The sequence below is a fragment of the Ramlibacter sp. genome (genome assembly GCF_041916345.1).
Lineage (GTDB): Bacteria > Pseudomonadota > Gammaproteobacteria > Burkholderiales > Burkholderiaceae_C > Ramlibacter.
Window position 1 is genome coordinate 1 of record NZ_JAYRZR010000011.1, and the last position, 25542, is coordinate 25542.

Consider the following 25542-nt stretch of genomic DNA (forward strand, 5'->3'; position numbering starts at 1 on the left):
CGGGCGCAGCAGCGCCATGAGCTGGCGCGCGAACTGCTGGTTCACCCGGCGGTAGCCGGTGATGGCGCCGCTGTCGAACGCGGCGAGGTCGAGCCGGTAGTGGAACACCGGCCAGAGGACGCCGTTCGCATAGCCCAGGTAGTACGCATCGTGGTCAGCGCGCGCCAGGTCCACGGTGGCCAGGGTCACCGTGCCGGCCTGGTGCAGGTGCGGCGGACCCGGCTCGTCCTCGACCACCTTGCCGCTGAAGCCGAACCACAGGCCGCCGGTGTCCTGCAGCACCTCGGCCAGCGCCACCGCCAGCCCGCCGGCAGCGGTGCGGCGTGGGTCCGCCACGCGGTTGGAGACGACGACCAGGCGGCTCACGGTTCGGCCCGGCGGCGCATCAGATCACGCTGTCCCAGCGCGCGGACAGCCGTGCGGCGGCCTGGATCAGGCCCACCATGGAATAGGTCTGCGGGAAGTTGCCCCAGGCCTCGCCGGTCACGGGGTGCGTGTCTTCCGACAGCAGGCCCAGGGTGTTGCGGCGGGCCAGCAGGGTCTCGAAGATCTCCCGCGCCTGCTCGCGCCGGCCGATGCGCGCCAGCGCGTCGATGCGCCAGAAGCTGCAGATGTTGAATGCGGTCTCGGGCCGGCCGAAGTCGTCCGGGGCCTCGTAGCGCCGCATGTACGGTCCCTCGCACAGGTGGCGCTCCAGCGCGTCCACCGTGGCCACGAAGCGCGGATCGCGCGGGTCGATCAGGTTCACCTCCGCCATCAGCAGCACGCTGGCGTCGAGGTCGCGGCCGCCGAAGCTCTCGGCGAAGGCCTGGCGCTCCTCGCTCCAGGCCTCGCGCAGGATGCGCTCACGCACGGTGTCGGCCCGCTCGCGCCACAGGGCCTCGCGCTGCGGCAGGCGCAGCGTGGCGGCCACCTTGGCCAGGCGGTCGCAGGCGGCCCAGCTCATGAGCGCCGACGAGGTGTGCACGCGGGCGCGGGTGCGCAGCTCCCACATGCCGGCATCGGGCTGGTCGTGCAGCCGGAACGCGCGCTCGCCCACCGCCTCCAGGTGGGTGAACTCGGCGGCGCCCGCCGGCCGCAGCAGCCGCCGATCATGGAACGCCTGCGCCGCGCCCAGCACCACGTTGCCGTACACGTCGTGCTGGAAGTGCTCCTGCGCCTGGTTGCCCACCCGCACCGGCCCCATGCCGCGGTAGCCCGGCAGGTGGGGCAGCACCTGCTCGGTCAGGCGGTCCTCGCCGCCGATGCCGTACAGGGGCTGGATGTGCCCGCCGCCGGAGCGCACCACCACGTTCATCAGCCAGCGCAGGTATTCCTCCATGGTGGCCACTTCCGACAGGCTGTTGAGCGCGCGCACGACGAAGAAGGCGTCGCGCAGCCAGCAGTAGCGGTAGTCCCAGTTGCGGCCGCTGTCCGGTGCCTCGGGGATGCTGGTCGTCATGGCGGCCACGATGGCGCCGGTGTCCTCGTACAGGGACAGCTTGAGCGTGATGGCGGCCCGGATCACCGCGTCCTGCCATTCCAGCGGCAGGGCGAGGCTGCGCGACCAGCCGCGCCAGTGCGTCGCCGTCTCCTGCTCGAAGCGGCGCGTGGTCTCGGCGATGCCGGTCTCCAGCGTCTCGTCGGGGCCGAGGATGAAGTGCATGTCGCGATCGACCACGAAGGGTGTCTCGGCCATCACGTACGCCAGCGGCGCGTCGCAGTTGAGCCGCAGCGTGAGCCCGGGGCCCACGTAGCGGATGTGGCTGCTGCCCTGCGTGACCACCGGCGCGACGCGGCCCCAGTCGAAGCGGGGCCGCAGCCGCACGCGCATGCGCGGCGAGCCCTGCAGCACGCGCACCGTGCGCATCAGCGTGACCGGGCGGAACATCCGTCCGCGGCTTGTGAAGCGGGGGGCGAAATCGGTGATCTCGATGCCGGCGCCGCGCCGGTCGTGCAGGCGCGTGCGCAGCACGGCGGTGTTGGGCTCGTAGGCCTGCTCCGCGTGCACCAGCTCCTCCAGCTCGAAGGCCCACAGCGCGCCCTCGGGGCTGTCGTCCAGCAGGGCATTGAACACCGGGTCGCCGTCAAAGCGTGGCAGGCAGCACCAGACGATGCGGCCCAGCGGATCCACCAGCGCGCTGTAGGCGCAGTTGCCGATCATGCCGAGTTGCAGGGAGGCAGGCCTCATGCATGACTCCAGGCCAGTGCCGCGAGGGCCTGCCGCACGGCATCCGGGTCGGGGATGCGGCCGCGTGCGGCGCTCGGCCCGTCACCGACCTTGAAGCCCAGCCCGCCCGCGGCCTGGGCCGCCGCGAAGCCGGCCTCGTCGGTGTGGTCGTCGCCGATGTACACCGGTCGCCGGCCGCGGAAGGGGGGCTCGTCGAGGAAGTCGCGCACGGCGCGGCCCTTGTCCACCGAGCCGGCCAGGGCCTCGACCACCTGCTTGCCCTGCTGAAGGCGAAGGCCCGGCGCACCGGCCACCACCTTGGCCAGCGTGCGATGGCACAGCTGTGCCAGATCGGGGGCCTGCCGGTAGTGCAGGGCGATGGCGCCGCGCTTGTGCTCGACCCGCAAGGCCGGGTGGCGCGCGGACAAGGCGGCCGCAGCGGCCGCCACCTCGGCGAGCGCGGCATCGGGCGAGGCGATCCGGGCCAGGTGGCCACTGGCGTCGCGCCGTTCGGCACCATGCACGCCGGCGGCCGGCAGGCGCAGCGGGGCCAGCAGGGTGTCGAGCTCGCTCACCGGGCGGCCCGACACGAGTGCAAGGGCGCCATCCAGACGGTCGGCCAGGCGGCCCAGGCTGGCCACCAGGCCAGGGGGCACGCGCACCGCCTCGGGCGCGGCGGCGATGTCGACCAGGGTGCCGTCGAAGTCCAGGAACAGCGCCGCGTCGCCGGAGAGGGCGATGGGAAGCATCATGCCGCCCCACTCTAGGCGGGCCCGGGGTGTCTGGCGAGACGCGGGCACCGCTGTCTCGCGTAGGACCGGGCCTACACCCGGGCGGCCACGCCACATCGGCGTGAACGCCACTTGCGCAGCCGCGCTGAGCTGTCCAACAATGCACCTCTCGCATGGAGGATCCCACGATGCAACCATCCACCCTGTCGCGCGCCCGTCGCGCCGGCGTCGGCCTGCTGCTGCTGACGTGCGCGATCACCGCCGCGGCCGAACACGTGATGGACCGCATCCGCCTGCGCGAGCAGATCAACATCGGCTTCCGCCAGGATTCACCGCCGTTCTCGTTCGTCGACGCCCAGGGCCAGCCGGCCGGCTACAGCCTGGAGCTGTGCAAGGGCATCGCCGAGGTGATCGCGGCGGAGGTGAACAAGCCCACGCTGCAGGTCCGGTTCATCCCGGTGCCGGCCGATCAGGTGGTGCGCATCGTCTCCGCGGCGGGCGTCGATCTGCTGTGCGCGGGCACTTCCGACACCGAGGAGCGCCGGCGCAGCATGAGCTTCTCGCCGCCGATCTTCGTGACCCACGCGAAGTTCATGGTCCGCACGCGCGACGGCATCACCTCCGCCGCGCAGCTCAAGGGCCTGCCGGTGGCGGTGGTCGGCCGCACCACGGCGGAACAGGCCGTGCCGGCCTACGGCGAGCGGCAGGGCCTGAACCTCACCATCTCGCGCGCGCTCACGGCTGACGCCGCGCTGGGTCAGCTGGACATCGGCCAGGTCAAGGCCTATGCCCGCGACGAGATCCTCATGCTCAGCCAGCTGGCCGCGTTCCCGCGGGCCGGCGACTTCACCATCCTGCCGGACATCATCTCCACCGAGATCAATGCGATCGCGCTGCCCAAGACCGATCCGGAACTGCAGAAGGCGGTGGACCAGGGCATGGCGATGATGGTGCGCAACGGGCGCGCCACCGAGCTGTACCGCAAGTGGTTCATCCAGCCCCATGCGGCAGCGCCAAAAGGCCTTCAGCTCGCGATGCCGCGCGAGCTGAAGGCCGAGTGGGACAAGCTGCGCTGATCACGGCGCGCGAGGCGCGCGCCGTGCGCCTCACTGGGCGGCCGGGTCGCCCGCCATCTGGTCGAAGCGCACGAAGTACTTGCGCGCCAGCGCGACGATCTGCGCGTCGCTGGGGTGATCGGACGGCACCGAATCCACGATCAGCTTCGCCGCCTCGGGCTGGTGCTTCTGCACCCAGGCGCGGAATTCCTCGCGCGCCTGGCCGGGGCCGGTGAGCAGCACTTCATGGTGGCCGCCGAGCGCCGCCGAGATGGCGGGGAAGTAGGTGGTGTCGCCGCTCTTGCCCTGGTGCTTGTGGTGGCTGCGCGAACGGATCTTCTGTGCTTCCACGTGCTCGCGGTCGAACGACAGGACATGGGCTTCGGTGTGGTCCATCCAGACCACGGCGTGATAGGTGCTCATCGATGAGTGGGGTTGCGTTGATTCGATGCTGCATCGTCGCCCCAGGCAGGGGGCGCGGCATTGACGATCATCAACCGGGTCCGCCATCGTCCCCGCGCCAGCGGCACTCGCGCACAATCGTTGCCATGCGCCTCCACCGAATCCTCGCCCGGCTGGCAGCCGGCCTCCTGCTGGCCCTGCCGCTGCCGGCCGCCTGGGCCCAGGCGCCGCGCGCCGACTGCCCGCCCACAGCGCCCACGGCGCTGCCCGACCCGGCCCGCCAGGCCGCCGCGGCCACCGACCGCGGCCTGCTGTGGCGCCTGGACAAGGATGGCCGCACCTCGTGGCTGTATGGCACCGTGCATGTCAATCGACTCGATTGGGCGCTGCCGGGGCCGACCGTGCGGCAGGCCCTGCGTGACGTGGACGTGGTGGCCCTGGAGCTCGATCCCTCCGACCCGGAGATCCCGCGCCGGATGCTGGCGCCAGTGGACGCGTCGCGCCGCCAGCGCGTGCTGGCGGGCGATGCCGGCGAGCAGCTGGCCGCTCTGTGGCAGGGCGCCTGCCTGCCGCGCGAGTCGCTGCTGGCCAACGCCGCGCCGCTGCTGCAGGTGATGACGGTGGCGCTGCAGCAGATGCGGCGCGATGGCTTCCATCCCGAGCTGGCGGCCGACGTCATGCTGTGGGCCGTTGCGCGCCGGCTGGGCAAGCCGGTGGTGGCGCTGGAGACGGTCGCCGCGCAGATGGAAGCGATCACCATTGCGGACGAGGCGGAGGAGCGCGATCTCGTGCGGCAGTCGATCGAGGAGCTGCGCAACGGCGACGGGCGCGAGGTGCTGCTTCGCCTGCTGCGGGCCTGGGAGCAGGGCGACGCCGCGGATCTGGCTGCCTACGCAAGCTGGTGCCGCTGCGTGGACACGCCCGCCGAGCAGGCCTGGATGAAGCGGCTCAACGACGACCGCAATGTCGCGCTCGCCGCCCGCCTGACCGAGCTGCATGGCGGCACGACCTTCTTCGCCGGCGTCGGCGCCCTGCACATGACAGGCCCCAACGCCCTTCCCCGCCTGCTGGCCGCCCGGGGTTTCCAGGTGCAGCGGGTTTCCTTCACCCCCCAGAAGCCATGACCATCGACTACTCGCACTACGAAACCCTGGCCATCACGCGCCGTGGCGTCAACGACGCCGTGCTGGACATCCAGATGCGGGCCGCCAACGGCAAGCTCCCGACTGCCGGCCACGCTGGTCACCGCGAGCTGACCGAGATCTGGCGCGACGTCAGCGCCGACGACAGCGTGCGCTGCGCGGTGCTGCGCGGCGAGGGCCTGGGCTTCTCCGGTGGCGGTGACCTGGCCCTGGTGCAGGACATGGCCAGCGACTTCGAGGTGCGCGCCCGCGTCTGGAAGGAAGCGCGCGACCTGGTCTACAACGTCATCAACTGCGACAAGCCCATCGTCAGCGCGATGCACGGCCCGGCCGTGGGCGCGGGGCTGGTGGCAGGCCTGCTGGCGGACATCTCCATCGCGGCGAAGGACGCGCGCATCGTCGACGGCCACACGCGGCTGGGCGTGGCGGCCGGCGACCACGCAGCCATCATCTGGCCGCTGCTGTGCGGCATGGCCAAGGCGAAGTACTACCTGATGCTGTGCGAACCGGTGAGCGGCGAGGAGGCCGAGCGCATCGGCCTGGTGTCACTGGCCGTGGACGGCGCCGAGCTGCTGCCGCGCGCCTACGCGGTGGCGGATCGCCTGGCCGAGGGCAGCCAGACGGCCATCCGCTGGACCAAGTACGCGCTGAACAACTGGTTGCGCCAGGCGGGCCCGAGCTTCGACACCTCGCTCGCGCTCGAATTCATGGGCTTCGCCGGGCCCGACGTGCGCGAGGGCGTGGCCTCGCTGCGGGACAAGCGGGCGCCGAAGTTCGGCGGCTGAGCGCCGCCCGTCGCGGGCAGGCCTTCGGCGGCGTGGACGATAATCGATCGCTCATGCACGCCCTGCGCCAAGCCCGCCACCTCGCCCGCCTCACGCTGGCGTGGTTCCTGCTGGCCCTCGGTGTCGCCGTGGCGGCGCCCATGGTGCAGCCGAAGGCCATGGAGCTGATCTGCACCGGCTCCGGCGTCATGAAGCTGATCGTCAAGTCCGCCGACGGCGGCGAGACGGTCTCCAGCCACACGCTGGATTGCCCCCAGTGCCTGGGGGCCGGCACGCCCCCGCCCGCACAGCCGCGCGTGAGCGAACCGCATCCGGCGCTCGCCCATGCCTTGCGGCCGGTCATCGCCGCCACCTTGGCCGCGCTCACGCGCGCGCCGTTGCCCGCTCGCGGGCCACCCGCCTACTCCTGATCCGCCTTTTCTCCGGCCTGGCCTGCCCGCCTTGATGCGTTGCAGGCGTGGCCGGCCGGCCTCTTTCATCAGGAGATTTCCATGCGGAAACACCGCCTGGCCGCGGCACTCGCCGCCGCCTTTCCCTTCGCCTGCGCCGTGCATGCGCAGGCTGTTCCCGGGCCCACGCGCGACCTGGGCATCGTCACCATCACCGGCGGGCAGCCGACCTCGCTGCCCACGCAGGTGACCACCACCATGGAGGGCATCACGCGCACCGAGATCGAGCGCGCCATCAACGCGACCGACAGCGAGGACGCGCTCAAGTACTTCCCCAGCCTGCTGGTGCGCAAGCGCTACATCGGCGACTACAACCATGCCATCCTGTCCAGCCGCGCCTCGGGCACCGGCAACAGCGCGCGCTCGGCGGTCTACGCGGACGGCATCCTGTTGTCCAACTACCTGGGCAACGGCGTCGGCGGCCTGAGCTTTCCGCCGCGCTGGGGCCTGGTCACGCCGGAGGAGATCGACCGCGTCGACGTGATGTACGGTCCGTTTTCCGCCGCCTACCCGGGCAACTCGGTCGGTGCCGTGGTCGATTACGTGACGCGCATGCCGACGCGGCTGGAGGGCCACGTGCGCGTGGGCTATGTGGTGCAGCCGTTCGAGCTCTATGGCACGAACGAGACCTACCGCAGCTGGCAGGCCAGTGCCTCCGTCGGCAGCAAGTCCGGCGACTGGTCGTACTGGATCAACGTCAACCGCACGGACAGCGAAGGCCAGCCCCTGGGTTTCGCGAGTCGCACGGTCTCCACCGGAACGGTGGGTACCAGCGGTACGGCGGTGACGGGCGCCGTGCCCGAGCGCAACACCGCGAACGCGCCGATCTACTACATCGGCCACAGCACGCAGTACCACACCATCCAGGACCACGCGAAGATCAAGCTGGCCTACGACTTCTCGCCCACGGTGCGGGCGGCCTACACGTTCGGCTCCTGGCAGAACACGTCGACGAACCGGCCGCAGAGCTACCTGCGCAACGCCTCGGGCGCCGTCGTGACGAGCGGTGCGATCAACATCAATGGCGCCAGCTTCGGCGCGGTGACCGGCGGCGACCTGCCGCTCACCGAAGAGAAGCTGACCCACTTCATGCACGGCTTCTCCGTCAAGTCGCGCACACAGGGCCTGTTCGACTGGGAGGTGTCGGCCAGCCTGTACGACTATGACCGCGATCACAAGCGGCAGAACGCGGGCGGCAACACGCTACCTGGCGCCGCCACCGGCGGCGCGGGCACGCTCGCGGACGGCAGCGGCACCGGCTGGCAGACCCTGGCCCTGCGCGGCACCTGGCGCCCCGGCGGCGAGAAAGGCGCGCACATCGTGGACTTCGGTTGGCAGCACGCCGGCTACAAGCTCGACTACCTGACCTCCAGCATCACCGGCAACTGGCTCGCCGATGCGCCCGGCGCGGTGTCCAGCGACGTGGGGGGCCGCACGCGGCTGCAGGCGCTGTGGGCGCAGGACGTGTGGCGTCTCGCACCGACCTGGAAGGCTGTGCTCGGTGGCCGGCTCGAGCGCTGGACGGCCAGCGAGGGCCGCACGCGCATCCCGGGTGCTACGCCCGCGATCAACACCGCCTGGCCGGATCGCACCGAGACGTCGTTCTCGCCGAAGGCGGCGCTGTCCTGGCAGTGGCGGCCCGACACGGTGCTGAAGGCCTCGCTGGGCCGGGCCGTGCGCTACCCGACGGTGGGTGAACTCTACGGGGCCACGAGCACCGTGAACTCCCAGTCCATCAACGACCCGAACCTCAAGCCCGAGAAGTCGTGGACGGCGGAGCTCTCGGCCGAGCGGGAGCTGGGCAACGGCCTGGCGCGCCTGACCTTCTTTGCCGAGAACACGCGCGACGCGCTTTACTCGCAGACCACGTTCGATCCGCTGGCCAACCGCAACGTCAGCCGCGTGCAGAACGTCGGCCGCATCGCCACCCAGGGCCTGGAGGCCGCGTTCAACGCGCAGGACGTCTCGCTCAAGGGCCTGGACCTGCAGGCCAGCGTGACCTACGCGCACTCCATCATCAAGGAGAACGCGGGCTTCGTCTCGGTGCCGGGCGACACGGTGGGCAAGCGCCAGCCGAACATCCCGCGCTGGCGCGCCAGTGCCCTGGCCTCGTACCGGTGGAACGACGCCTTCAGCACCAGCGTGGGTGCGCGCTACTCGGGCCAGCAGTTCCGCACTCTGGACAACGCCGACGTGAACGGCTTCACCTACTTCGGCGTCAGCCGCTTCTTCGTGGTGGACCTGCGCGCGCAGTGGAAGATCAGCAAGACCGTGACCGGGGCCTTCGGCATCGACAACGTGGGCAACGACAAGTACTGGAACTTCCACCCTTATCCGCAGCGCAGCTATGTCGCGGAACTGAAGGCGGACTTCTGACATGAACGCATCCCACCGACATCGGCGCGGCCGACTGGCCGCTGCCCTCGCCACCATCGCCGCGCTCGCTGCCTGGCCCGCGCACGCCCACGTCGTGCTGGAGTACCAGGTCGCCCCGGCGGCCAGCAGCTATCGCGCCACCTTCAAGGTCGGGCACGGCTGCGAAGGCACGCCCACGTGGCAGATCAGCATCGACATTCCCGCCGGCGTGCAAGGCGCCAAGCCCATGCCCAAGCCGGGCTGGGCGCTGGAGATCGTGCGCGAGAAGCTTGCCCAGCCCTATACCAGCCACGGCCGCACGATCACCGAGGACGTGAGCCGCGTGACCTGGACCGCGCGCACCCGCGAGGACCAGCTCCCCAACGACCAGTACGACGAATTCGTGCTCGCCGTGCGCACACCGGAGCAAGCCGGCACCTTGTACTGGCCCGTGCGGCAGCTCTGCGAGCGCGGCCGCCATGACTGGGTGGAGGTGCCCGCGCCGGGCCAGAAGCGCGGCGACCTCAAGTCGCCGGCCGCCGTGCTGGAGGTGCTGCCCGGCGCAGCGGCCGGCCATGCCCACTGAGCGAGCGCGCGAACCGATCCCCCTCCAACCGATCCAACCCTGAAAGGAAGATGATGATGAAGATGAACACCCTGAACCGCACCCTGGCCGGCCTGGCGCTGGCGTCCGCCGGCCTGCTGGCCGCCCAGCCTGCCCTTGCGCAGGCGCCCGCGCCGGTGAAGGTGGAAGGCGCCTGGATCCGAGCCACCGTGCCCGGCCAGAGCGGCACGGGCGGCTTCATGACGCTCACCGCGAGCGAGCCGCTCAGCCTGGTGGGCGTGGCTTCGCCGGTGGCCGGCGTGGGCGAGGTGCACGAGATGAAGATGGAAGGCGACGTGATGAAGATGCGCGCCATGCCCGCACTGGAGCTGCCGGCCGGCAAGCCGGTGGCGCTCAAGCCCGGCGGCTACCACCTGATGCTGATGGAGCTGAAGGCGCCGCTGAAGGTGGATACGCAGGTGCCGGTGACGCTGCGCCTGCGCGATGCCAAGGGCCAGGAGCGCACCATGGACCTGACCATCCCGGTGGCAGCCAAGGCACCAGGCGGCATGGCCGCCGGTGGCCACCAGAAGCACTGAAGCCGCAGCGGCCGGCCGGCCTGCGACGCCGTCTCGCGCCGGCCACGCCGCGTCCCGCCGAGCCGCCCTTTGGGGTAAGCTGCCGACCATCCCAACCCGAGGAGCGGCTTCGATGAGCGACCAACAGAACTTCGGCTTCGGCAAGTTCGTCCCGGGGTTCGACTTCCTGCAGAACCTGGCCAAGGGCGCCTCCAGCACGATCCCGCAGCTGCCCAACCTGTCCAACTGGGTGGCTCCCACGCTCAACGTGGAGGAACTGGACAAGCGCATCGAGGAGCTGAAGGCCGTGCACTTCTGGCTGGACCAGAACAGCAAGGCCCTGGGCGCCACCATCCAGGCACTGGAAGTGCAGAAGATGACCCTGGCCACGCTGCGGGGCATGAACTTCAACATGGGCGACGTGGCCAACGCGCTCAAGCTCAAGGCCGCGGATTCGGTGCTGGGCGGCGTGCAGAAGGTCACCGAGACGGCGGCCGGCGCCGCGGGTGCCGTGGCGGGTGCCGCCGATGCCATGCGCCACGGCGGCAAGGCACAGCGGCCCGCGCGCAAGGGCAAGACCGCGGCCGCGCCCATGGTGGACCCGCTGCAATGGTGGGGATCGCTCACCCAGCAGTTCCAGCAGATCGCCACCACGGCGCTGAAGGATGCCGCCAGCCGCACCGCCGCCGACACCGCGCGGCACATGGCCACCGGCGTCGCCAAGGAGGCGATGAAGGCAGCCACGGGCGCCGCCCGCCAGGCGGCCCGCCGTGCGGCCCCCGCGCCTGCCCCGGCTTCGTCCGCGACGTCGGTGCCGGCAACGCGACGCAAGGCCGCGCCGCGCAAGGCCGCACCTCGCAAGGCCGGCAAGACCTGAGGAGCAAGGTCCCGTGAAGCTCTTCCCCTTCGGGCATGCCACCCACCCCCAGTGGCGCATGGCCGCCGGGCTGGTGCTGGCGCAGCTGCGCGCGCAGATGCAGCTGCCCGACTACGCGGCCTCGCCCACACTCGGCCTGCTGTACGTGACGGACCACTACGCCAGCGCCGCGCAGGACATCCTCGACCACCTGGCGGCCGAGCTGCCCGAGGTGACGGACTGGTCGGGCACGGTGGGTGTGGGCATTGCCTCCAGCAACGTGGAGTACTTCGACGAACCCGCGCTCGCGGTGATGCTGTGCGCGCTGCCCCCGCAGTCGTACCGCGTGTTCTCGGGCGTGGCGCCGTTGCCCGCCAGCTGGCCGGCGCACACGGCCCTGGTGCATGCCGATGCGGCCACGCCCGACGTGAGCGAGCTGATCGGCGAGCTCGCCGACCGTACCGCCTCGGGTTACCTGTTCGGCGGCCTGGCAGCCAGCCGCGGTGACACGGTGCAGTTCGCGGTGGCGGCCGACGGCAACCTGCGGGGCCAGGGCCGCGCCGGCGGCGTATTCCGCGGCGGCCTGTCGGGCGTGGCCTTCGATGCCGAGGTGGCGCTGGTCTCGCGCGTCACCCAGGGCTGCCACCCCGTGGCCGGCACGCACCGCATCAGCGCGGCCGAGGGCAATGTGGTGCTGGCCCTCGATGACGAACCCGCGCTCGACGTGCTGCTGCGCGACACGGGTGTCTCGCTCGACCAGCCGCAGCTCGCCATGGGCACGCTGCGCGCCACGCTGGCCGGCTTGAGCGCGGCCGGTGCCGACGCAGCGGGGCGCGCGGGCCACTTCGGCAGCGAGGTCCTGGTGCGCCACCTGATCGGCCTCGATCCCCAGCGCCGCGGCGTTGCCGTCGCCAGCCCGGTCGAGACCGGCATGCGCCTGGCCTTCTGCCGCCGCAATGTGGAGGCCGCCCGCGCGGACCTGGTGCGCATCTGCGCCGAGATCCGCGAGGAGCTGGAGCCACAGGACCAGCCGCTCGCCGTGGCGGGCGCACGCGCCGCGGCCGAGCCGCTGGCCCAGCCGCATCCGGGCAACGGCATCGCCGGCGCGGTGTACGTGAGCTGCGCCGGGCGCGGCGGCCCGCACTTTGGCGGCCCCAGCGCCGAACTGCAGATCGTGCGCCGGGCGCTGGGGGATGTGCCGCTGGTGGGCTTCTTCGCCGGCGGCGAGATCGCCCATCGTCACCTCTATGGCTACACCGGCGTGCTGACGGTCTTTCCATCGGCCCCCAGGGAGGATCGATGAGCCGCGCCGACCCGACGCCCGTGCCCAGCGTGCTGCGCGGCCTGGCCTGGGCCTGGCAGCGCGGAGGCAAGGGCGCGCGCCGCTGGCGCTTCCTGGGCCGTGCCCTGCGTGTCACGCTCATCCATGGCAGCGCGCTGGCCCGCTGGATGGCGGTGGTGGTGGAGCAGCAGTCGCGCGGCATGGTGCATGACCTGCCCGGCGAATACCTGCGTGCCGTCCGGCCCTCGATCAATCGCCACACGGGCGTGAGCCAGCGCGTGCTGCAGCTCATCGAGCACGTCGACTGGCTGGAGACGGCCATCCAGCCTGCCTTCCTGGAACAGCTGATGCGCGGCGTGCCGCTGGTGCTGGCGGAGCTGCCCCCCCCGCGCGGCTACGACTTCATCCGGCTGCAGCTTGAGCTCGCGCCGGCCCGGCTGGTCGAAGGCGAACTGCTGCTCACGCTGCAGATGCAGCGTTCGGCCGATCTCCAGCAGGCGGCCTCTGTGCAGGCGGCAGTGCTGGCCTTCAGCCACTTCCGTGTGCAGGGCAAGGGCTGCCTGCTGATCGGCGGCGTGCGCGGCCAGCGCGATCCGGTGAACCGCGTCTCGCGCATCGAGCTCGGGCAGGCGCTCGCGGGCTGGCGGCCTTCCGTGCTGCTGGTGCGCGTCATGCAGGAGCTGGCGGCACGCTGGCGACTGGAACTCGTGGGCCTGGACCCGGCCGCGCACCGGCTGCAAGGCTGGACGTCGATGCTCAGTGCCCGCCGCCGTGACAACGCGGCCCGCATCTACGCCAGCTACGACTCCCTGTGGGAGCACTTCGGCGCCCGCAAGGGCCCCCCGGGCTGGCTGGTGCTGCCACGCCAGTCCGACGAGAAGCTGGAAGCCACGGACCTCTCGCCCGAGAAGCGCGAATCGCAGATGCGCCGGGCGGACTTCTGGATCCGCACCCGCAAGCTGCTGCGCACGCGCCTGCGCGAGGTGCTGCATCGCGGCACGCGCGAGGCACGCCTGTCGCGCAACACCCAGAGCCTGCAGCCGCCGGAATGGGACCGCCATGCGTCCGAAGTCTCCGTGCGCGGTCAGCGGCGGGAGGCCGAGGGGACGGAAGAAGACATGGTGCCCTCGCGCCTGGTGGAAACCTCTCACGGCCCGCTGCGCTGAGGCGCGGCCGCGGGGGCCTCAACGGCGCAGGGCGGCAAAGGCCTCGAACTCCCAGCTGCGCATGGCCAGCAGCAGCGTATAGCCCTCGCGCGACTTCTGCGGCAGCTTCTGGTCGGCCTGGTGCTGTTGCGCAAAGTCCTGCGCCACGCGCTGCAGGCGATCCACGAACGAAGGCGCGATGCCCTGCGCCACCGAGCCGTGGACCAGCAGCACGCACTCGGCCGGCCCGTCGAACCCGCCGCCGAAATAGTCCAGGACCGCGTGTTCGCGGAAGTACTGCATCACCGGCCCGTGCGGCCGCCAGCGGAAGGTCTTGGCCAGCTTCAGGCGGTAGCGGTTCAGCGGCTTGAGCTCGATGATGCCGATGCGATCGAGCTGCACCAGGTACTTGATGCACTCGGCCTCGCTCAGCCGGTATTCCGTCACCATCTGCTCCAGCGTCCACTGGCTCAGCACGCAGATCGCCACCAGCAGCAGCTTCTTGTCGGAGACCACCGCGCGCTCCTGCTCGTGCGTCATCTCCTTCAGCAGCGGCTGCGCGTCGGCCACGCGCCGCGCCAGCTCCGCGAAGTCGATCTTCAGCACGCGGCAGATCGCGTCCACCCGCGCCAGGGTCATGTCACCGCGGGACAGCATGCGCTTGACGCTGGATTCGGCCATGTCCAGCCCGCGCGCCAGGTCGGCGTAGGTGAGCTGCGCCGCCTTCAGCTCCTTCTTGATGGCCGTGACCAGATCGCCGGTGGTGCTCATGGAAGTCTCGTTTCGCGATACCGCGAGGGCATTGGGATGACAATGTAGCGGGAAAGTCGAGTGCCGCCGCGCGGCCGCCCGCACAGTGCGGCGCATCGTCACTGCTGGAGAAGCCATGCGTGCATCCCTGTCCCGAATCGAATTCGTGCTGCTCGCTGCCTGCGTGGCCGCCCTGCTGGCCGCGTGGTTCGCGCCACCGCTGCAGCAGCAGGCGCACATCCATGATTTCGCGGACCAGCGGCTGCTGTGGGGCGTGCCGTGCGCACTGGACGTGCTGTCCAACCTGCCGTTCGCTCTCGCGGGCCTGCTGGGCCTGCGCGTGCTGGGGCGGCTGCCCGCGGGTGCCGTGCCGCCGTCGCAGGCCTGGCTGGGCGCGCTGTTCTTCTCGGGGCTGATCCTCACGGCGGCAGCCTCGTCCTGGTACCACCTGCGCCCCGATGACGCGGGCCTGATGGTGGACCGGTTGGGCATGGCCGTGGCCTTCGCCGGCCTGCTGGGCCTGCTGGTGGCCGCCCAGGTGAGCGAACGGTCTGGCGCCGCGCTCGGCGTGGCGCTGCTGGTGGCGGGCCCGCTCGCGGCGTGGCTCTGCTGGCGGACCGGCAACGTGCTGCCCTGGGCGGTGCTGCAGTTCGGCGGCATGGCGCTCGTGGTGGCGCTGGCCTGGCGGGCACCTGCCGGCCCGGGCCTGCGCGTGCAGTGGGGCTGTGTGATCGCCGCGTACGCCGTGGCCAAGCTGATGGAGGTGGGCGACCACACGATCTTCGAGGCCACCGGCGGCTGGCTGAGCGGCCACACGCTGAAGCACCTGGTGGCGGCCCTCGCCGCCTGGCCGGTGATCGCCGCCCTGCGCCCCATGCAGAATGGCGTGCGCGAGCCGGCGCCGACGAGCCCCGCCCTGCACACTGGCCGCGCCTGAGGAGGAGAAGAGTCCATGACATCCAGCCAAGCCGACACCCTGCAGGGCCATGCGGCGCCCGCCGCCGCGGCCGATGCGCACCCGAACCAGTTCGCGCTGCTGAAGCAGCGCCGCTTCGCGCCCTTCTTCTGGACACAGTTCGCCGGCGCCGCGAACGACAACCTGTTCAAGTTCGCGTTCACCGTGATGGTGACCTACCAGCTGCAGGTGGCCTGGCTGCCGCCGGCGATGGCGGGGCTGGTGATCGGCGCGCTGTTCATCCTGCCCTTCCTGCTGTTCTCCGCCACCAGCGGCCAGCTCGCGGACAAGTACGACAAGCGCACGCTGATCCTGTTCGTGAAGCGGCTGGAGATCTTCATCATGGCGCTGGCCGCCTGGGGCTTCTTCAGCGCGAACATCCCCATCCTGCTGGGTTGCACCTTCCTGATGGGGCTGCACTCCACGTTGTTCGGCCCGGTCAAGTTCGCCTACCTGCCGCACCACCTGAACGAGCGTGAGCTGACCGGCGGCAACGGCATGGTGGAGATGGGCACCTTCGTGGCCATCCTGCTGGGCAACGTCGCCGGCGGCCTGATCATCGCCGTGCCCGAGATCGGCGCGCACCACGTGGGCTTCAGCTGCGTGGGCGTGGCCATCATCGGCCGCATCGTGGCGCACTGGATCCCGGCCTCGCCCGCCACCGATCCGGGCCTCGTGATCAACTGGAACCCGTTCACAGAGACCTGGCGCAACCTGAAGCTGGCGCACGGCAACGTCGTCGTGTTCCGCTCGCTGCTGGGCATCAGCTGGATGTGGTTCTTCGGCGCCGTGTTCCTGAGCCAGTTCCCCAGCTTCGCCAAGGAAGTGCTGCACGGCAACGAGCAGGTGGCCTCGCTGCTGCTGGTGGTGTTCTCCATCGGCATCGGCACCGGCTCGCTGATGTGCGAACTGCTGTCGCGCCGTCACGTGGAGATCGGCCTGGTGCCGCTGGGTGCCATCGGCATGAGCGTGTTCTCGATCGACCTGTACTTCGCCTCGCGCGGGCTGCCGCCGTCGGCCGCGCTCACGCTGTCGCAGTTCGTCGCCCAGCCCGCGCACTGGCGCGTGATGGCGGATCTGGCGCTGCTCTCGCTGTTCGCGGGCCTGTACAGCGTGCCGATGTATGCGCTGATCCAGCTGCGCGCCCAGCCCACGCACCGCGCCCGCATCATCGCAGCCAACAACATCCTGAACGCGCTGTTCATGATCGCCAGCTCGGTGATCGCCGGCGCGCTGCTGAAGGCGGGCTTCACCATTCCACAGATCTTCCTGCTGGTGGGCCTGGCCAACGCGGTGGTGGCCTTCCGCATCTTCATGCTGGTGCCCGAGTACCTGCTGCGCTTCGTGGCCTGGGTCGCCTCGCGCATCGTCTACCGCTTCAAGGTGCGCGGTGACGAGGCGATCCCGGTGGAGGGCCCGGCCATCCTGGCCTGCAACCACGTGAGCTTCGTCGACGCCGTGCTGCTGATGGCGGCCAGCCCGCGGCCGATCTACTTCGTGATGGACCACCGCATCTTCCGCTTCCCGGTGCTCGGTGCGCTGTTCCGCCTCGCCAAGGCCATCCCGATCGCGCCGCAGAAGGAGGATCCGGCGGTGTACCAGGCCGCCTTCGAGCGCGCGGCGCAGGTGCTGCGCGAAGGCGACCTGCTGGCAATCTTTCCCGAAGGCGGCATCACGCGCGACGGCCAGCTGCAGCCCTTCAAGGGCGGGATCATGAAGATCCTGGAGCAGGCCCGCGCCGATGGCATCGAGCCGCCCGTGATCCCCATGGCCCTGACGCACCTTTGGGGCTCTTTCTTCAGCCGCGTGGAGCAGGGCAATGCCATGGTGCGACCGTTCCGCCGCGGGGTGTTCAACCGGGTCGGGCTGAATGTCGGAACGCCGGTGCCGGCGCCGCAGGTGGAGCCGGTGGGGTTGCAGGCCTCGGTTGCGAAACTGCTGGCGGCCGGGTAGGCTTTGGCTTGCAACAAAAGTTCAATTTGAGGTGATCGATGTCGGATCCGCAATCGCAAGCGCCAGCGGCGGCCAGTTTCCAGCTGACGCCCCCCGAGGTGATCCAGCCGGTGGCCGTGGAGACCGCGCGCACCGCCGTACCGTTGCCACCCGAGATGAAGTCCGCAGTGGAAGACCAGGTGGTGCGCTTCATGGACGGCCTGCTCACCGAGGATGTGCAGAGCGAGGCCTTCAAGCAGCGGCTGGACAGCGCTTTCGCCCTCGGCCGTGAGGAGGTCTCGGTGGCGGCCGGCCTGATGCAGGGACCGATGCTCCAGCGCAACTTCGTCGGCCTGGAGGACAGCACGGCCTTCAAGGCGATCCAGGAGATGCGCGGGCACCTGGACAAGTTGAATCCCGGCAAGGAGGGCGACCTGTTCCAGCCGCAGAAGCTGCTGGGCATCATTCCCTACGGCAACAAGCTGCAGGCCTACTTCCGCAAGTACCAGAGCGCCTCCACGCAGCTGCAGAAAAGCATGGAGCAGCTCTACGCGGCACGCGATGACATGCAGAGGGATGTGGTGGACATCGAGGCCACACGGACCAAGTTGTGGGACGCGATGCAGAAGCTCGGTGCCGCCATCCACTTCGCCGAGACGCTGGATGCACGGCTGCATGCCAAGGTCGAGGCGCTGAAGGCCACGGACGCGCCGCGCGCGAAGGCCCTAGAACAGGAGGTCCTTTTCTACGTGCGCCAGAACCTGCAGGACATGCTCACGCAGCAGGCCGTGTGCACCAACGGCTACCTGGCGCTCGACGTGCTGAAGAAGACCGGCCGCGAGGTCATGAACGGCTGCAACCGCGTGGCCACCACCGGCATGAGTGCGCTGGCGGTGGCACAGACCGTGGCCCGCGCCACCGGCAACCAGATCCAGGTGATGGACATGCTGAGCGGCGTGAACAGCACCATCGAAGGGCTGATCGCCGAGAGCGGCCGCCAGCTCAACACCCACGTGGAGAAGACCACCCAGTTCGCCCAGAACCCGATGGTCGGCATCGAGAAGCTGAAGGAGATGTTCGACCAGACCTTCAAGGCCATGGACGCGATGGATGACTTCCGCTCCAAGGCCATCACCGTCATGGGGCAGAACAACGCAATGATCAAGGACCAGGTCGCCAAGGCCGACCAGTACCTGGACCGGGTTCGCCAGCAACAGGTCCGTGAGGCGACGAAGGCCGCCATCAGCGGACCGGTGGCGCTCTAGCCGCCTCAGCGGGTCTTGACCGGATTCTCGGGCGGCCTGAACTTCTCTTCCAGGAAGCGCGAGTGATTCAGGAACGCCTGCGCGTCCTGCGCGGCGAGGTCATCCGTCAGTTGCAGGACCTTGGCCGACAGGTCGTCGACCGTGGCGCGCAAGGTGTCCTCAGCCGTGCGGCCGTTGGCGAGGCGCCGGGTCTGCGCGAAGCGGGGCGGGATCGACAGGTAGGTCTTGATCGCATCGGGCAGGTAGCGCAGGACGATGTGGCGCGCCAGGAAGCTCTCTTCGAGCGACAGCGCGCCGCGACTGCGCTCCCATTGCGCCAGCAGATGGCCGAGCTGGTCGCACAGCTCCAGCAGCCGGGCCTGCAGGCTCGCGGACAGGCGTTCATCCGGGTTGTGCTGCACCAGCCGGCGGACCGAGTTGAGCGCCTGGCCCATGGCCTGGCGCGCGTCGCCCTGGTCCTCGAACGTGAGTTCCTGCTCCCAGGCGCCGGCGCGCCACTTCGGCCAGCCGAACCACAGGCCCGCGACAGCAAAGCCCACCGCATACCCGAGCGGCGGCAACAGCCAGCCGCCCGCCAGCGGCCAGCCCAGTGCCTGCGGTGCCAGCCCGACCGTGGCCAGCGCCAGGCCGGCCCAGTTGGAAGGGGACTGCAGGAGCCGCGACAGGCCTTGGATCATTGATAGGCCCGGATGTCCTTGAACACGCTGTAGAGCGAGGCCTTGCGGGCGTCGAAGACGCGTCCGCCCGTCGTGGCCACCAGCTCGCGCAACTCGCGTTCATTGGCTTCGCCGAACACGACCATGAAGACCGGGATGGCACGCACGTCCTCCGGCAGCGCGGCATAGGCCGCCTTGAACTCGGCGAGATTGCGCCCCCGGTTGTTCTCGCCATCGGTGAAGGCCACCACCGAATACTGGTACCTGCCATGGCGGGCGCGCTCATCCAGCATCAGCTGCAAAGCCTTCAGCACGGCGTCGTAGAGCGCGGTGGAGCCGGTCATGTTCAGGCGCTCGGCGTAGTCGCGCACTTCGGCCAGCGTGGCCTTCTTGGCGGCACTGTCCTGCTGCACCTGCACGCCGCGGGCACTGGGCCGGCTGGCGGGCAGCTCGAACAGGCGTGGCTCGCCCGGGGCGTCCGAGAACGGCAGCATCCAGACCTTCTCGCGGCTGGTCAATCGGGCGATGCGACCCGTCAGCGAAGCGTCGTCGCCAGCGATGTATTGCAGCGCCTGCACGAGCTGCGTACGGCGACCGCTGGCGTTCATGCTGCCGCTCGTGTCGAGCACGAACGTGGAGGCAATCGGGGTGCGGAACTCGTTCAGGTACGCGTCGATCAGCCCGTCGGCCAGGGCGCGATCCGGTGAGAAGGGCAGCTCCACCAGCAGGCCCCCTGACGGAAACAGCGAGGCCTGCGCCTGCGCCACCGCGCTGTTGACCGGGCGCCGCAGGGTCGTGCGCGCCAGCCACGTCTGGGCCGCCTCGCCCTTCAGGTAGTCCACGACCTTCTGGTAGTCCGCACGCCGCGCCTCGTTCAGCAGCATGAAAGGGTAGTCGGCCGTGGCAACGCCTTCGTGCGGGTAGACCAGCGTGAGCGGCTCCTTCAGCTTGCCGGACTGATTGAGCGACAGCAGCCAGCTTTCATAGTTGATGAAGGCATTCAGGCGCGGGCCCTGCTGCTCGATGAACTTCTCGCTCAGGTAGGTGCTGTTGTCGCCGGGCAGCTTGTAGCCACGGATGAAGGCGCTGATGGCGCTCCGGTCCACGTCGGCGGCTGCAAGGGCCTCCGGCTTGCCGGCGGCCGCGGCGGCGACGCCCATCAAGGCCATGAACCCCTGGTTGGACGTGGCGGGGTTGGAAAGGGCGTAGCGTAGCTGGCCTTCCTGGGCCGCCTGGGCCACGGTCTTCCATGTGATCTTGCCAGCCATCGCTGGCTGATCCCAGCCGAGTGCCTGGGCCTGGCTGCGGCTCACCCCCACGACGATGGGGGACAGCATGATCTTCTCCTGAAGCTTCACGCGCGACTGGCCCTGGGCGTCGGCCAGCAGGTACTTGGCATTGGCGAACCATGCGGCATCCGCACGCGTCGTGCCGGTCAGGACGGCTTCGGTGCTCTCCATGGTGCCGCCGAACGTGAACTGGAGGGGCACGCCGGTGGCCTTGAGGACCATCTCTTCCAGGGGCTGGGCGTCGCGCAGATCGCTGGTGGCCAGGACGCGGAATGCCTGGGCGACCGGGGCGGGTGGAGGTGAAGTCCTTGCGGAACTGGGCGGGTCCGCCGGCTTGCCGCAGGCCGCCAGCGTCAGCGCGGCGGCCAGTACGACGGCAAGCCATGGCCTGATGATCTGCATGTCGGACTCCCTGGTCGATGGCTCCACGGCGGCGGGGTCAGCGGCTCATCTCGGCGGCCACCACGTCGATCATCTCGGACATCAGGTCAAAGGTGGGTGGGTCCACCACCTGGGTCAGCCGCTCCTCCACCGCCAGTCCGGCGCCGCGCGCGACCTGCATGAACGTGCCCGTGTCACCGATGCGAAAGCCATGTTCCGCCGCCAGCCGCAGCAGCGTCGCGTCGCTGGCGAGTGCCTCGCCCAGCGCCTTGGCCTTGTCCCGCGCCGCCACGAAGACGACCTTGTTGAAGAGGGTGGGCTGCGGATACATCAGCACCATGTCAGCGGCGATGCCCTTGCGTGCCAGGGCGAAACTCACCATCTGATTCTCGTAGATGAACGCCAGCGGTGTCTTGCCCATGCCGATGGAGACATAGTCGTCGAAGTTGCCGTTGACGTAGTTCTCTTGGTAGCCCTGGCGCTTGAACAGCTCGCTCGCCTTCTGTGCCACCGACCGCGCGGTGGCGCGGTCGGCAACCACCTCGCCGCCATTCATCGCATGCGTGACCAATGCCAGGTACATCGCGGCCGAATTGCTGCGCCGGACGTCGGTGGTCGACACCAGGATGCTCTTGTTCACGTTGTAGGCCTGCGCGTCCCTGAGCTGATTCCAGCGCTTGCGCGCCAGCATGCCTGCCACGAGCTGGCCGAAATCCAGCGCCCACACACCGGGCTGGCTTTCCCGCGCCAGCCCGTTGGCGGCCAGCACCTGGGCCACTGGCCGCCACGATGCGATGACCATGGGGGTGTAGAAGGGCGAGTAGGCCGTCGTCGGGATCCCGGCCTTGCCGGCCGCGTCGGCGATCTGATTGGCCGCGACCACGCCCGAGGGGAAGAAGAAGTCCGGCGCCTGTCCGGGCAGTGCGCGGGCCGCCATCTCGCGCGACCCGATGCGGGCCACGCTGACCCTGAAGCCCTTGGTGGCCAGTGCCTCGATCACCCGCGGATCCTTGAAGTAGGGCTCGACGTCGAGCGCGATCAGGCCGGTCAGGTCCACGGCCTGTGCCGGCCGCCCCGTGAGCGCCGGCGGCAGCGTGGCTGGCGCGGTGCGGTCAAACGCCAGCCATGCTGCGCCACCGAAGAGCGCGAGCAGTGCGACGGTGATCAGTGCCTTGGCGACCTTGTGCATGCCAGACCCGGGATGGTGGCCTCAGGGTCTCATGGCTCGACCCGCCCGGCCATGCGCTTCACCGCGCGGCCTATCGCTCCTCGCCGTCCGCGTTGCCGCGTCGGTGCTCCACGCGATCAGCCAGCGCGTTGTCCCGTACGTTCTTCTGCACCGTGACCGCGCCAAACAGCGCGAGCAGGAACGACATCGCAAAGAATCCCTTCTCGGTGCCGTTCAGCGACGCGTTCCAGAGGCCGATGACCAGCAGCAGGATGGACAGGATCAGTGACGTCCAGCACAGGCTGTAGTAGATGTTGGTGACCGGGATGTTTTCCAGCCGGTCGCGCACGGTCTTCTGCAGGGAGACCGCGGAGAACAAGCCGTACATGAGCAGGGTGAAGTAGTAGCCCTGCTCATTGAGCTCCATCTTCGCGTTCCAGACGCCCCACAGGAACGTGAGGCCGCCCACGAACAGGGCGGTCCAGGATGCCGCCACGAAAGCGCCCGTCGGGCGTTGGACATGCAGTGCCAAAGTGTTGCTCCCGAAACCGGCGATGCCGCCGTGTCGCGGAGTATGCCTGCACAAGGAGTATCGCCAATGGCTACCGAATGGCCGATTCAGATCAACTGGTGTACTCGGTCGATCCCAAATCAGCCGTAGCCACGCAGACTGCGAAGCCTGTTCAACAGCCTGCGAGGGCAACGATGCAAGTCCTGATCCAACGCGATTCCTCAGCCTGGCAACTCCAGGTCTGGGCCTCCTTCCTGATCGCCGTCTTTCTGTGTGGCGTCGGCCTGGCGTACCTGCCCGGTCAGGATCTGGACCGGGCGTTCATGGTGATGGGGTACTTCTTTTGCCTGTCGGCGGCCTTCGTGCTGGCGAAGTTCGTGCGCGACAGCGAGAAGGCGCGGCAGGAACGGCGTCCAGCCGACACGCCGATGTTCAAGGTGGTGGTCTGGAGCGGCTTCTTCCTTGCCATGGTCTTGACGGGCTGGGGCCTGGCTCGCATGGACATCAACGTGACCTACAAGGCCTTCCTGCTGGTGAGCTGGCTGTACCTGATCACCTGCACCTTCACCCTGGCCAAGATGCTGCGCGACCGTCACGAGGCGGATCTCGCCGAGGCGCGCATGCAGGGCCGCGCCCAGCGCGATGCGGAAGCGGCGTGAGTGCCACGAATCATCCACCCAAGGAGCCTGTCATGAAGAAGTCCCTGTTGGTCTTGCTGCTGTCGGCCGGTCTGTGGTGCAGCGCCCATGCACAAAGCGAGGCGTCGGTCACCCTGTCGGTACTGCCGATCGCCTCGGTGGTCGCCACGGCCTCCGTGGGCGCGGCCGCCGTGGGGGCCGTCAGCGCCGTTCCCGTGGTGCTGAGTGCCGCTGGCGCCGTGTTCATCGTCAAGGCTGTCGAGGTCACGGCACGCGGCACGCTCTATGTGCTGGAGCGTGCTTCGGACGGCGCCCGCGTCAGTGTCGAGATCGCAGCCGGCGGTGCGGGCGTCATGGCCCTCGGCTTGGGCGCCGCCGTCACGACCAGCGTTCTGGCGTCTGGCGTCGTGCTCTCGGCGGCAGGCGAAGCCATCGCGTTCATTCCGAATGCGCTGGGCCGGGCGCTGCTGCACAACGAGCGCATCGCGCCTTGAGAGGCTGCGATGAACATGCTGCCCTGTGCCATGGCCGCGATCCTGGCCCTTGCCCTGCCCTACGCGCCGGACGCCCGGGCCGGCCGATCCTGCGAGCCGCGCAAGCTCACCCCCCGGACGCTGGAGACCAGCCTGGGTCTGGCCGGCAAGACGCTGGAGGCGCTGGAGGCCAGTGGCGCCCGAGTGGTGGTGCTGGCACGCGCCGGGCAGGACCTGCGCAAGTACGGTCTGCACTACTCGCACCTCGGCCTGGCCTATCGCACCCCGGCCGGCGCCTGGCGTGTCGTGCACAAGCTCAACCACTGCGGCACGGCGCAGGCCAGCCTCTACCGGCAGGGACTCGGCGAGTTCTTCCTCGACGACCTCTGGCGCCACGAGGCGGCCTGGGCGGTGCCCACGCCCGAGGTGCAGGCCCGGCTGCTGGCGCTGCTGGGGGACGACGCCCGCATCGCCACGCTGCATCAGCGACGCTACAGCATCGTCAGCTACGCCTGGGGACAGACGTACCAGCAATCCAACCAGTGGGCCATCGAGACCCTGGCCATGGCCATGGAGCCCGCGGCCAGCACGCGCGGGCGAGCCCAGGCCTGGCTGCAGCGCAAGGGCTACCAGCCCACCGTGCTGAGGCTGGGGCCGCTCACGCGGATGGGCGGCCGCCTCTCGGCGGCCAACGTCGCCTTCGACGATCATCCCGATGCGAAGCGCTTCACGGACCGCATCGAGACCGTCACCGTCGACTCCGTCTTCCAGTGGCTGCAGCGCAGCGGCCTGGCCGGCGCGCCGGTGAGCCTGCAGCCGTAGCCGCAAGCGCCGCTCAGACCCCGCGCGCGCGATCCGCCGCGAACTGCCGGCGGAAGGCCGCGAAGGTGCCCGTGTCCAGCGCGGCCCGCACCTCGCGCATCAGGTTCAGGTAGTAGTGCAGGTTGTGCACTGTGGCCAGCATGGGGCCGAGCATCTCGCCGCAGCGGTCCAGGTGGTGAAGGTAGGCGCGCGAGAAGCCGCCGCTCACGCTGCCGTCGGGTCGCGTGTGGCCACGGCAGGTGTAGCAGGTGCAGGTCTCGTCGAGCGGGCGCTCGTCGCTGCGGTGCTTCGCGTTGCGGATCTTCAGGTCACCGAAGCGGGTGAACAGGTGGCCGTTGCGCGCGTTGCGCGTGGGCATGACGCAGTCGAACAGGTCCACGCCCTGCGCCACGCCTTCCACCAGATCCTCGGGCGTGCCCACGCCCATCAGGTAGCGCGGCTTGTGCGCGGGCAGCCGGTGCGGCGTGTGGGCCATGATGCGCAGCATCTCGGCCTTGGGTTCGCCCACGCTCACGCCGCCCACGGCGTAGCCCGGAAAGTTCATGTCCACCAGAGCGGCTAGCGAAGCCTCGCGCAGGTTCTCGAACATGCCGCCCTGCACGATGCCGAACAGGGCGTTCGGGTTGGCAAGCCGCTCGAACTCGGCCTGGCAGCGCTTTGCCCAGCGCAGCGAAAGCTCCATCGAGGCGCGTGCCTCGCGCTCGGTGGTGATGTGGCCCTTGGTCTCGTACGGCGTGCACTCGTCGAACTGCATGACGATGTCGCTGTTCAGCACGGTCTGGATCTGCATGGAGATCTCGGGCGTGAGGAACAGCCGGTCCCCGTTGACGGGCGACGCGAACTTCACACCCTCTTCGCTGATCTTGCGCATCTCGCCCAGGCTCCAGACCTGGAAGCCGCCGGAATCGGTGAGGATGGGGCGCTGCCACTGCTCGAAGCGGTGCAGGCCGCCGAACTGCTGCAGCACGTCGAGCCCGGGGCGCATCCACAGGTGGAAGGTGTTGCCCAGGATGATCTGGGCGCCCATCTCCTCCAGCGAGCGCGGCATCACGCCCTTGACGGTGCCGTAGGTGCCCACCGGCATGAAGATGGGCGTCTCCACGACGCCATGGTTCAGGGTCAGGCGGCCACGGCGGGCCAGGCCTTCGGTTTGCAGCAGTTCGAACGCGAGCATGGGGGATGGATTGTCCCTGATGGCGCAGGCGTGACATGGATCACGGGCCAAGGGC

General features: G+C 69.7%; 26 protein-coding genes. 16 read left to right on the forward strand and 10 right to left on the reverse strand.

Features of this window, described 5'->3' with window-relative positions; genetic code table 11:
* The 3 genes from ACE3T5_RS05225 to otsB all read right to left on the reverse strand — a co-directional run.
* The coding region (locus ACE3T5_RS05225; protein ID WP_374665198.1) for a trehalose-6-phosphate synthase at window positions 1-366 on the reverse strand (366 nt) is incomplete at its 3' end.
* 19 nt (window positions 367-385) lie between these two features.
* A complete protein-coding gene (locus ACE3T5_RS05230) occupies window positions 386-2170 on the reverse strand; it encodes a glycoside hydrolase family 15 protein (RefSeq protein WP_374665200.1) in 1785 nt (594 codons plus the stop codon).
* The gene (gene otsB, locus ACE3T5_RS05235) at window positions 2167-2901 is read right to left on the reverse strand and encodes a trehalose-phosphatase (protein WP_374665202.1); all 735 of its coding nucleotides are present in this window, start codon (window positions 2899-2901) and stop codon (window positions 2167-2169) included. The genes ACE3T5_RS05230 and otsB overlap by 4 nt, the downstream gene beginning before the upstream one ends.
* 167 nt (window positions 2902-3068) lie before the next feature.
* Between otsB and ACE3T5_RS05240 the strand changes: the two genes are divergently transcribed.
* Complete coding sequence (locus ACE3T5_RS05240; protein ID WP_374665204.1) at window positions 3069-3956, forward strand: amino acid ABC transporter substrate-binding protein; 888 nt, start codon at window positions 3069-3071, stop codon at window positions 3954-3956.
* 30 nt (window positions 3957-3986) lie between these two features.
* Here ACE3T5_RS05240 and ACE3T5_RS05245 read toward each other — a convergent pair whose 3' ends face one another.
* Window positions 3987-4358, reverse strand: a complete 372-nt coding sequence (locus ACE3T5_RS05245) for a hypothetical protein (RefSeq protein ID WP_374665206.1) — start codon at window positions 4356-4358, stop codon at window positions 3987-3989.
* 125 nt (window positions 4359-4483) lie between these two features.
* On the opposite strand from ACE3T5_RS05245, the gene ACE3T5_RS05250 reads away from it, so the two are divergent.
* From ACE3T5_RS05250 to ACE3T5_RS05290, 9 genes are all read left to right on the forward strand, one after another.
* The gene (locus ACE3T5_RS05250) at window positions 4484-5461 is read left to right on the forward strand and encodes a TraB/GumN family protein (protein ID WP_374665208.1); all 978 of its coding nucleotides are present in this window, start codon (window positions 4484-4486) and stop codon (window positions 5459-5461) included.
* Window positions 5458-6264: an enoyl-CoA hydratase/isomerase family protein gene (locus ACE3T5_RS05255; protein ID WP_374665210.1), complete on the forward strand. Its 807-nt coding sequence runs from the start codon at window positions 5458-5460 to the stop codon at window positions 6262-6264. The genes ACE3T5_RS05250 and ACE3T5_RS05255 overlap by 4 nt, the downstream gene beginning before the upstream one ends.
* Before the next feature lie 53 nt (window positions 6265-6317).
* Window positions 6318-6674, forward strand: coding sequence for a DUF2946 domain-containing protein (locus ACE3T5_RS05260; RefSeq protein WP_374665212.1), 357 nt, complete (start codon window positions 6318-6320; stop codon window positions 6672-6674).
* An 81-nt stretch (window positions 6675-6755) separates the two neighbouring features.
* Window positions 6756-9089 carry a TonB-dependent receptor gene (locus ACE3T5_RS05265; RefSeq protein ID WP_374665214.1) on the forward strand — a complete coding sequence of 778 codons (2334 nt, stop codon included), beginning with the start codon at window positions 6756-6758 and terminating at the stop codon, window positions 9087-9089.
* A 1-nt stretch (window position 9090) separates the two neighbouring features.
* Window positions 9091-9654: a YcnI family protein gene (locus ACE3T5_RS05270; protein ID WP_374665216.1), complete on the forward strand. Its 564-nt coding sequence runs from the start codon at window positions 9091-9093 to the stop codon at window positions 9652-9654.
* A 62-nt stretch (window positions 9655-9716) separates the two neighbouring features.
* On the forward strand, window positions 9717-10211 hold the full coding sequence (locus ACE3T5_RS05275; protein ID WP_374665325.1) for a copper chaperone PCu(A)C: 495 nt from the start codon (window positions 9717-9719) through the stop codon (window positions 10209-10211).
* 112 nt (window positions 10212-10323) lie between these two features.
* Complete coding sequence (locus ACE3T5_RS05280) at window positions 10324-11067, forward strand: PhaM family polyhydroxyalkanoate granule multifunctional regulatory protein (RefSeq protein ID WP_374665218.1); 744 nt, start codon at window positions 10324-10326, stop codon at window positions 11065-11067.
* 13 nt (window positions 11068-11080) lie between these two features.
* Window positions 11081-12349: an FIST N-terminal domain-containing protein gene (locus tag ACE3T5_RS05285; protein WP_374665220.1), complete on the forward strand. Its 1269-nt coding sequence runs from the start codon at window positions 11081-11083 to the stop codon at window positions 12347-12349.
* On the forward strand, window positions 12346-13494 hold the full coding sequence (locus ACE3T5_RS05290; protein WP_374665222.1) for a DUF535 family protein: 1149 nt from the start codon (window positions 12346-12348) through the stop codon (window positions 13492-13494). Before ACE3T5_RS05285 ends, ACE3T5_RS05290 begins: the two co-directional genes overlap by 4 nt.
* Window positions 13495-13512: 18 nt before the next feature.
* Here ACE3T5_RS05290 and ACE3T5_RS05295 read toward each other — a convergent pair whose 3' ends face one another.
* On the reverse strand, window positions 13513-14244 hold the full coding sequence (locus tag ACE3T5_RS05295) for a helix-turn-helix domain-containing protein (RefSeq protein ID WP_374665224.1): 732 nt from the start codon (window positions 14242-14244) through the stop codon (window positions 13513-13515).
* A gap of 115 nt (window positions 14245-14359) precedes the next feature.
* On the opposite strand from ACE3T5_RS05295, the gene ACE3T5_RS05300 reads away from it, so the two are divergent.
* The 3 genes from ACE3T5_RS05300 to ACE3T5_RS05310 are packed head-to-tail and all read left to right on the forward strand — an operon-like array spanning window position 14360 to window position 18375.
* Complete coding sequence (locus tag ACE3T5_RS05300; RefSeq protein ID WP_374665226.1) at window positions 14360-15160, forward strand: hypothetical protein; 801 nt, start codon at window positions 14360-14362, stop codon at window positions 15158-15160.
* Between the two features lie 15 nt (window positions 15161-15175).
* Window positions 15176-17131 (forward strand): MFS transporter, encoded by a 1956-nt coding sequence (locus tag ACE3T5_RS05305; RefSeq protein ID WP_374665228.1) that lies wholly within the window; start codon window positions 15176-15178, stop codon window positions 17129-17131.
* 38 nt (window positions 17132-17169) lie between these two features.
* The gene (locus ACE3T5_RS05310) at window positions 17170-18375 is read left to right on the forward strand and encodes a toxic anion resistance protein (RefSeq protein ID WP_374665230.1); all 1206 of its coding nucleotides are present in this window, start codon (window positions 17170-17172) and stop codon (window positions 18373-18375) included.
* 5 nt (window positions 18376-18380) lie between these two features.
* Here ACE3T5_RS05310 and ACE3T5_RS05315 read toward each other — a convergent pair whose 3' ends face one another.
* From ACE3T5_RS05315 to yiaA, 4 genes are all read right to left on the reverse strand, one after another.
* On the reverse strand, window positions 18381-19052 hold the full coding sequence (locus tag ACE3T5_RS05315; RefSeq protein ID WP_374665232.1) for a hypothetical protein: 672 nt from the start codon (window positions 19050-19052) through the stop codon (window positions 18381-18383).
* Complete coding sequence (locus ACE3T5_RS05320) at window positions 19049-20722, reverse strand: VWA domain-containing protein (protein WP_374665234.1); 1674 nt, start codon at window positions 20720-20722, stop codon at window positions 19049-19051. The genes ACE3T5_RS05315 and ACE3T5_RS05320 overlap by 4 nt, the downstream gene beginning before the upstream one ends.
* A 37-nt stretch (window positions 20723-20759) precedes the next feature.
* The gene (locus ACE3T5_RS05325) at window positions 20760-21890 is read right to left on the reverse strand and encodes a hypothetical protein (RefSeq protein ID WP_374665236.1); all 1131 of its coding nucleotides are present in this window, start codon (window positions 21888-21890) and stop codon (window positions 20760-20762) included.
* 70 nt (window positions 21891-21960) lie between these two features.
* Window positions 21961-22401 (reverse strand): inner membrane protein YiaA, encoded by a 441-nt coding sequence (gene yiaA / locus ACE3T5_RS05330; protein WP_374665238.1) that lies wholly within the window; start codon window positions 22399-22401, stop codon window positions 21961-21963.
* Window positions 22402-22574: 173 nt separating this feature from the next.
* On the opposite strand from yiaA, the gene ACE3T5_RS05335 reads away from it, so the two are divergent.
* The 3 genes from ACE3T5_RS05335 to ACE3T5_RS05345 are packed head-to-tail and all read left to right on the forward strand — an operon-like array spanning window position 22575 to window position 24313.
* Window positions 22575-23039 (forward strand): YiaA/YiaB family inner membrane protein, encoded by a 465-nt coding sequence (locus ACE3T5_RS05335; RefSeq protein ID WP_374665327.1) that lies wholly within the window; start codon window positions 22575-22577, stop codon window positions 23037-23039.
* A gap of 32 nt (window positions 23040-23071) precedes the next feature.
* Window positions 23072-23512 carry a hypothetical protein gene (locus ACE3T5_RS05340; protein WP_374665240.1) on the forward strand — a complete coding sequence of 147 codons (441 nt, stop codon included), beginning with the start codon at window positions 23072-23074 and terminating at the stop codon, window positions 23510-23512.
* Window positions 23513-23527: 15 nt separating this feature from the next.
* On the forward strand, window positions 23528-24313 hold the full coding sequence (locus ACE3T5_RS05345) for a DUF2145 domain-containing protein (protein ID WP_374665329.1): 786 nt from the start codon (window positions 23528-23530) through the stop codon (window positions 24311-24313).
* Between the two features lie 13 nt (window positions 24314-24326).
* Here ACE3T5_RS05345 and tgt read toward each other — a convergent pair whose 3' ends face one another.
* Window positions 24327-25487: a tRNA guanosine(34) transglycosylase Tgt gene (tgt, locus tag ACE3T5_RS05350; RefSeq protein WP_374665242.1), complete on the reverse strand. Its 1161-nt coding sequence runs from the start codon at window positions 25485-25487 to the stop codon at window positions 24327-24329.
* Between the last annotated feature and the right edge of the window lie 55 nt (window positions 25488-25542).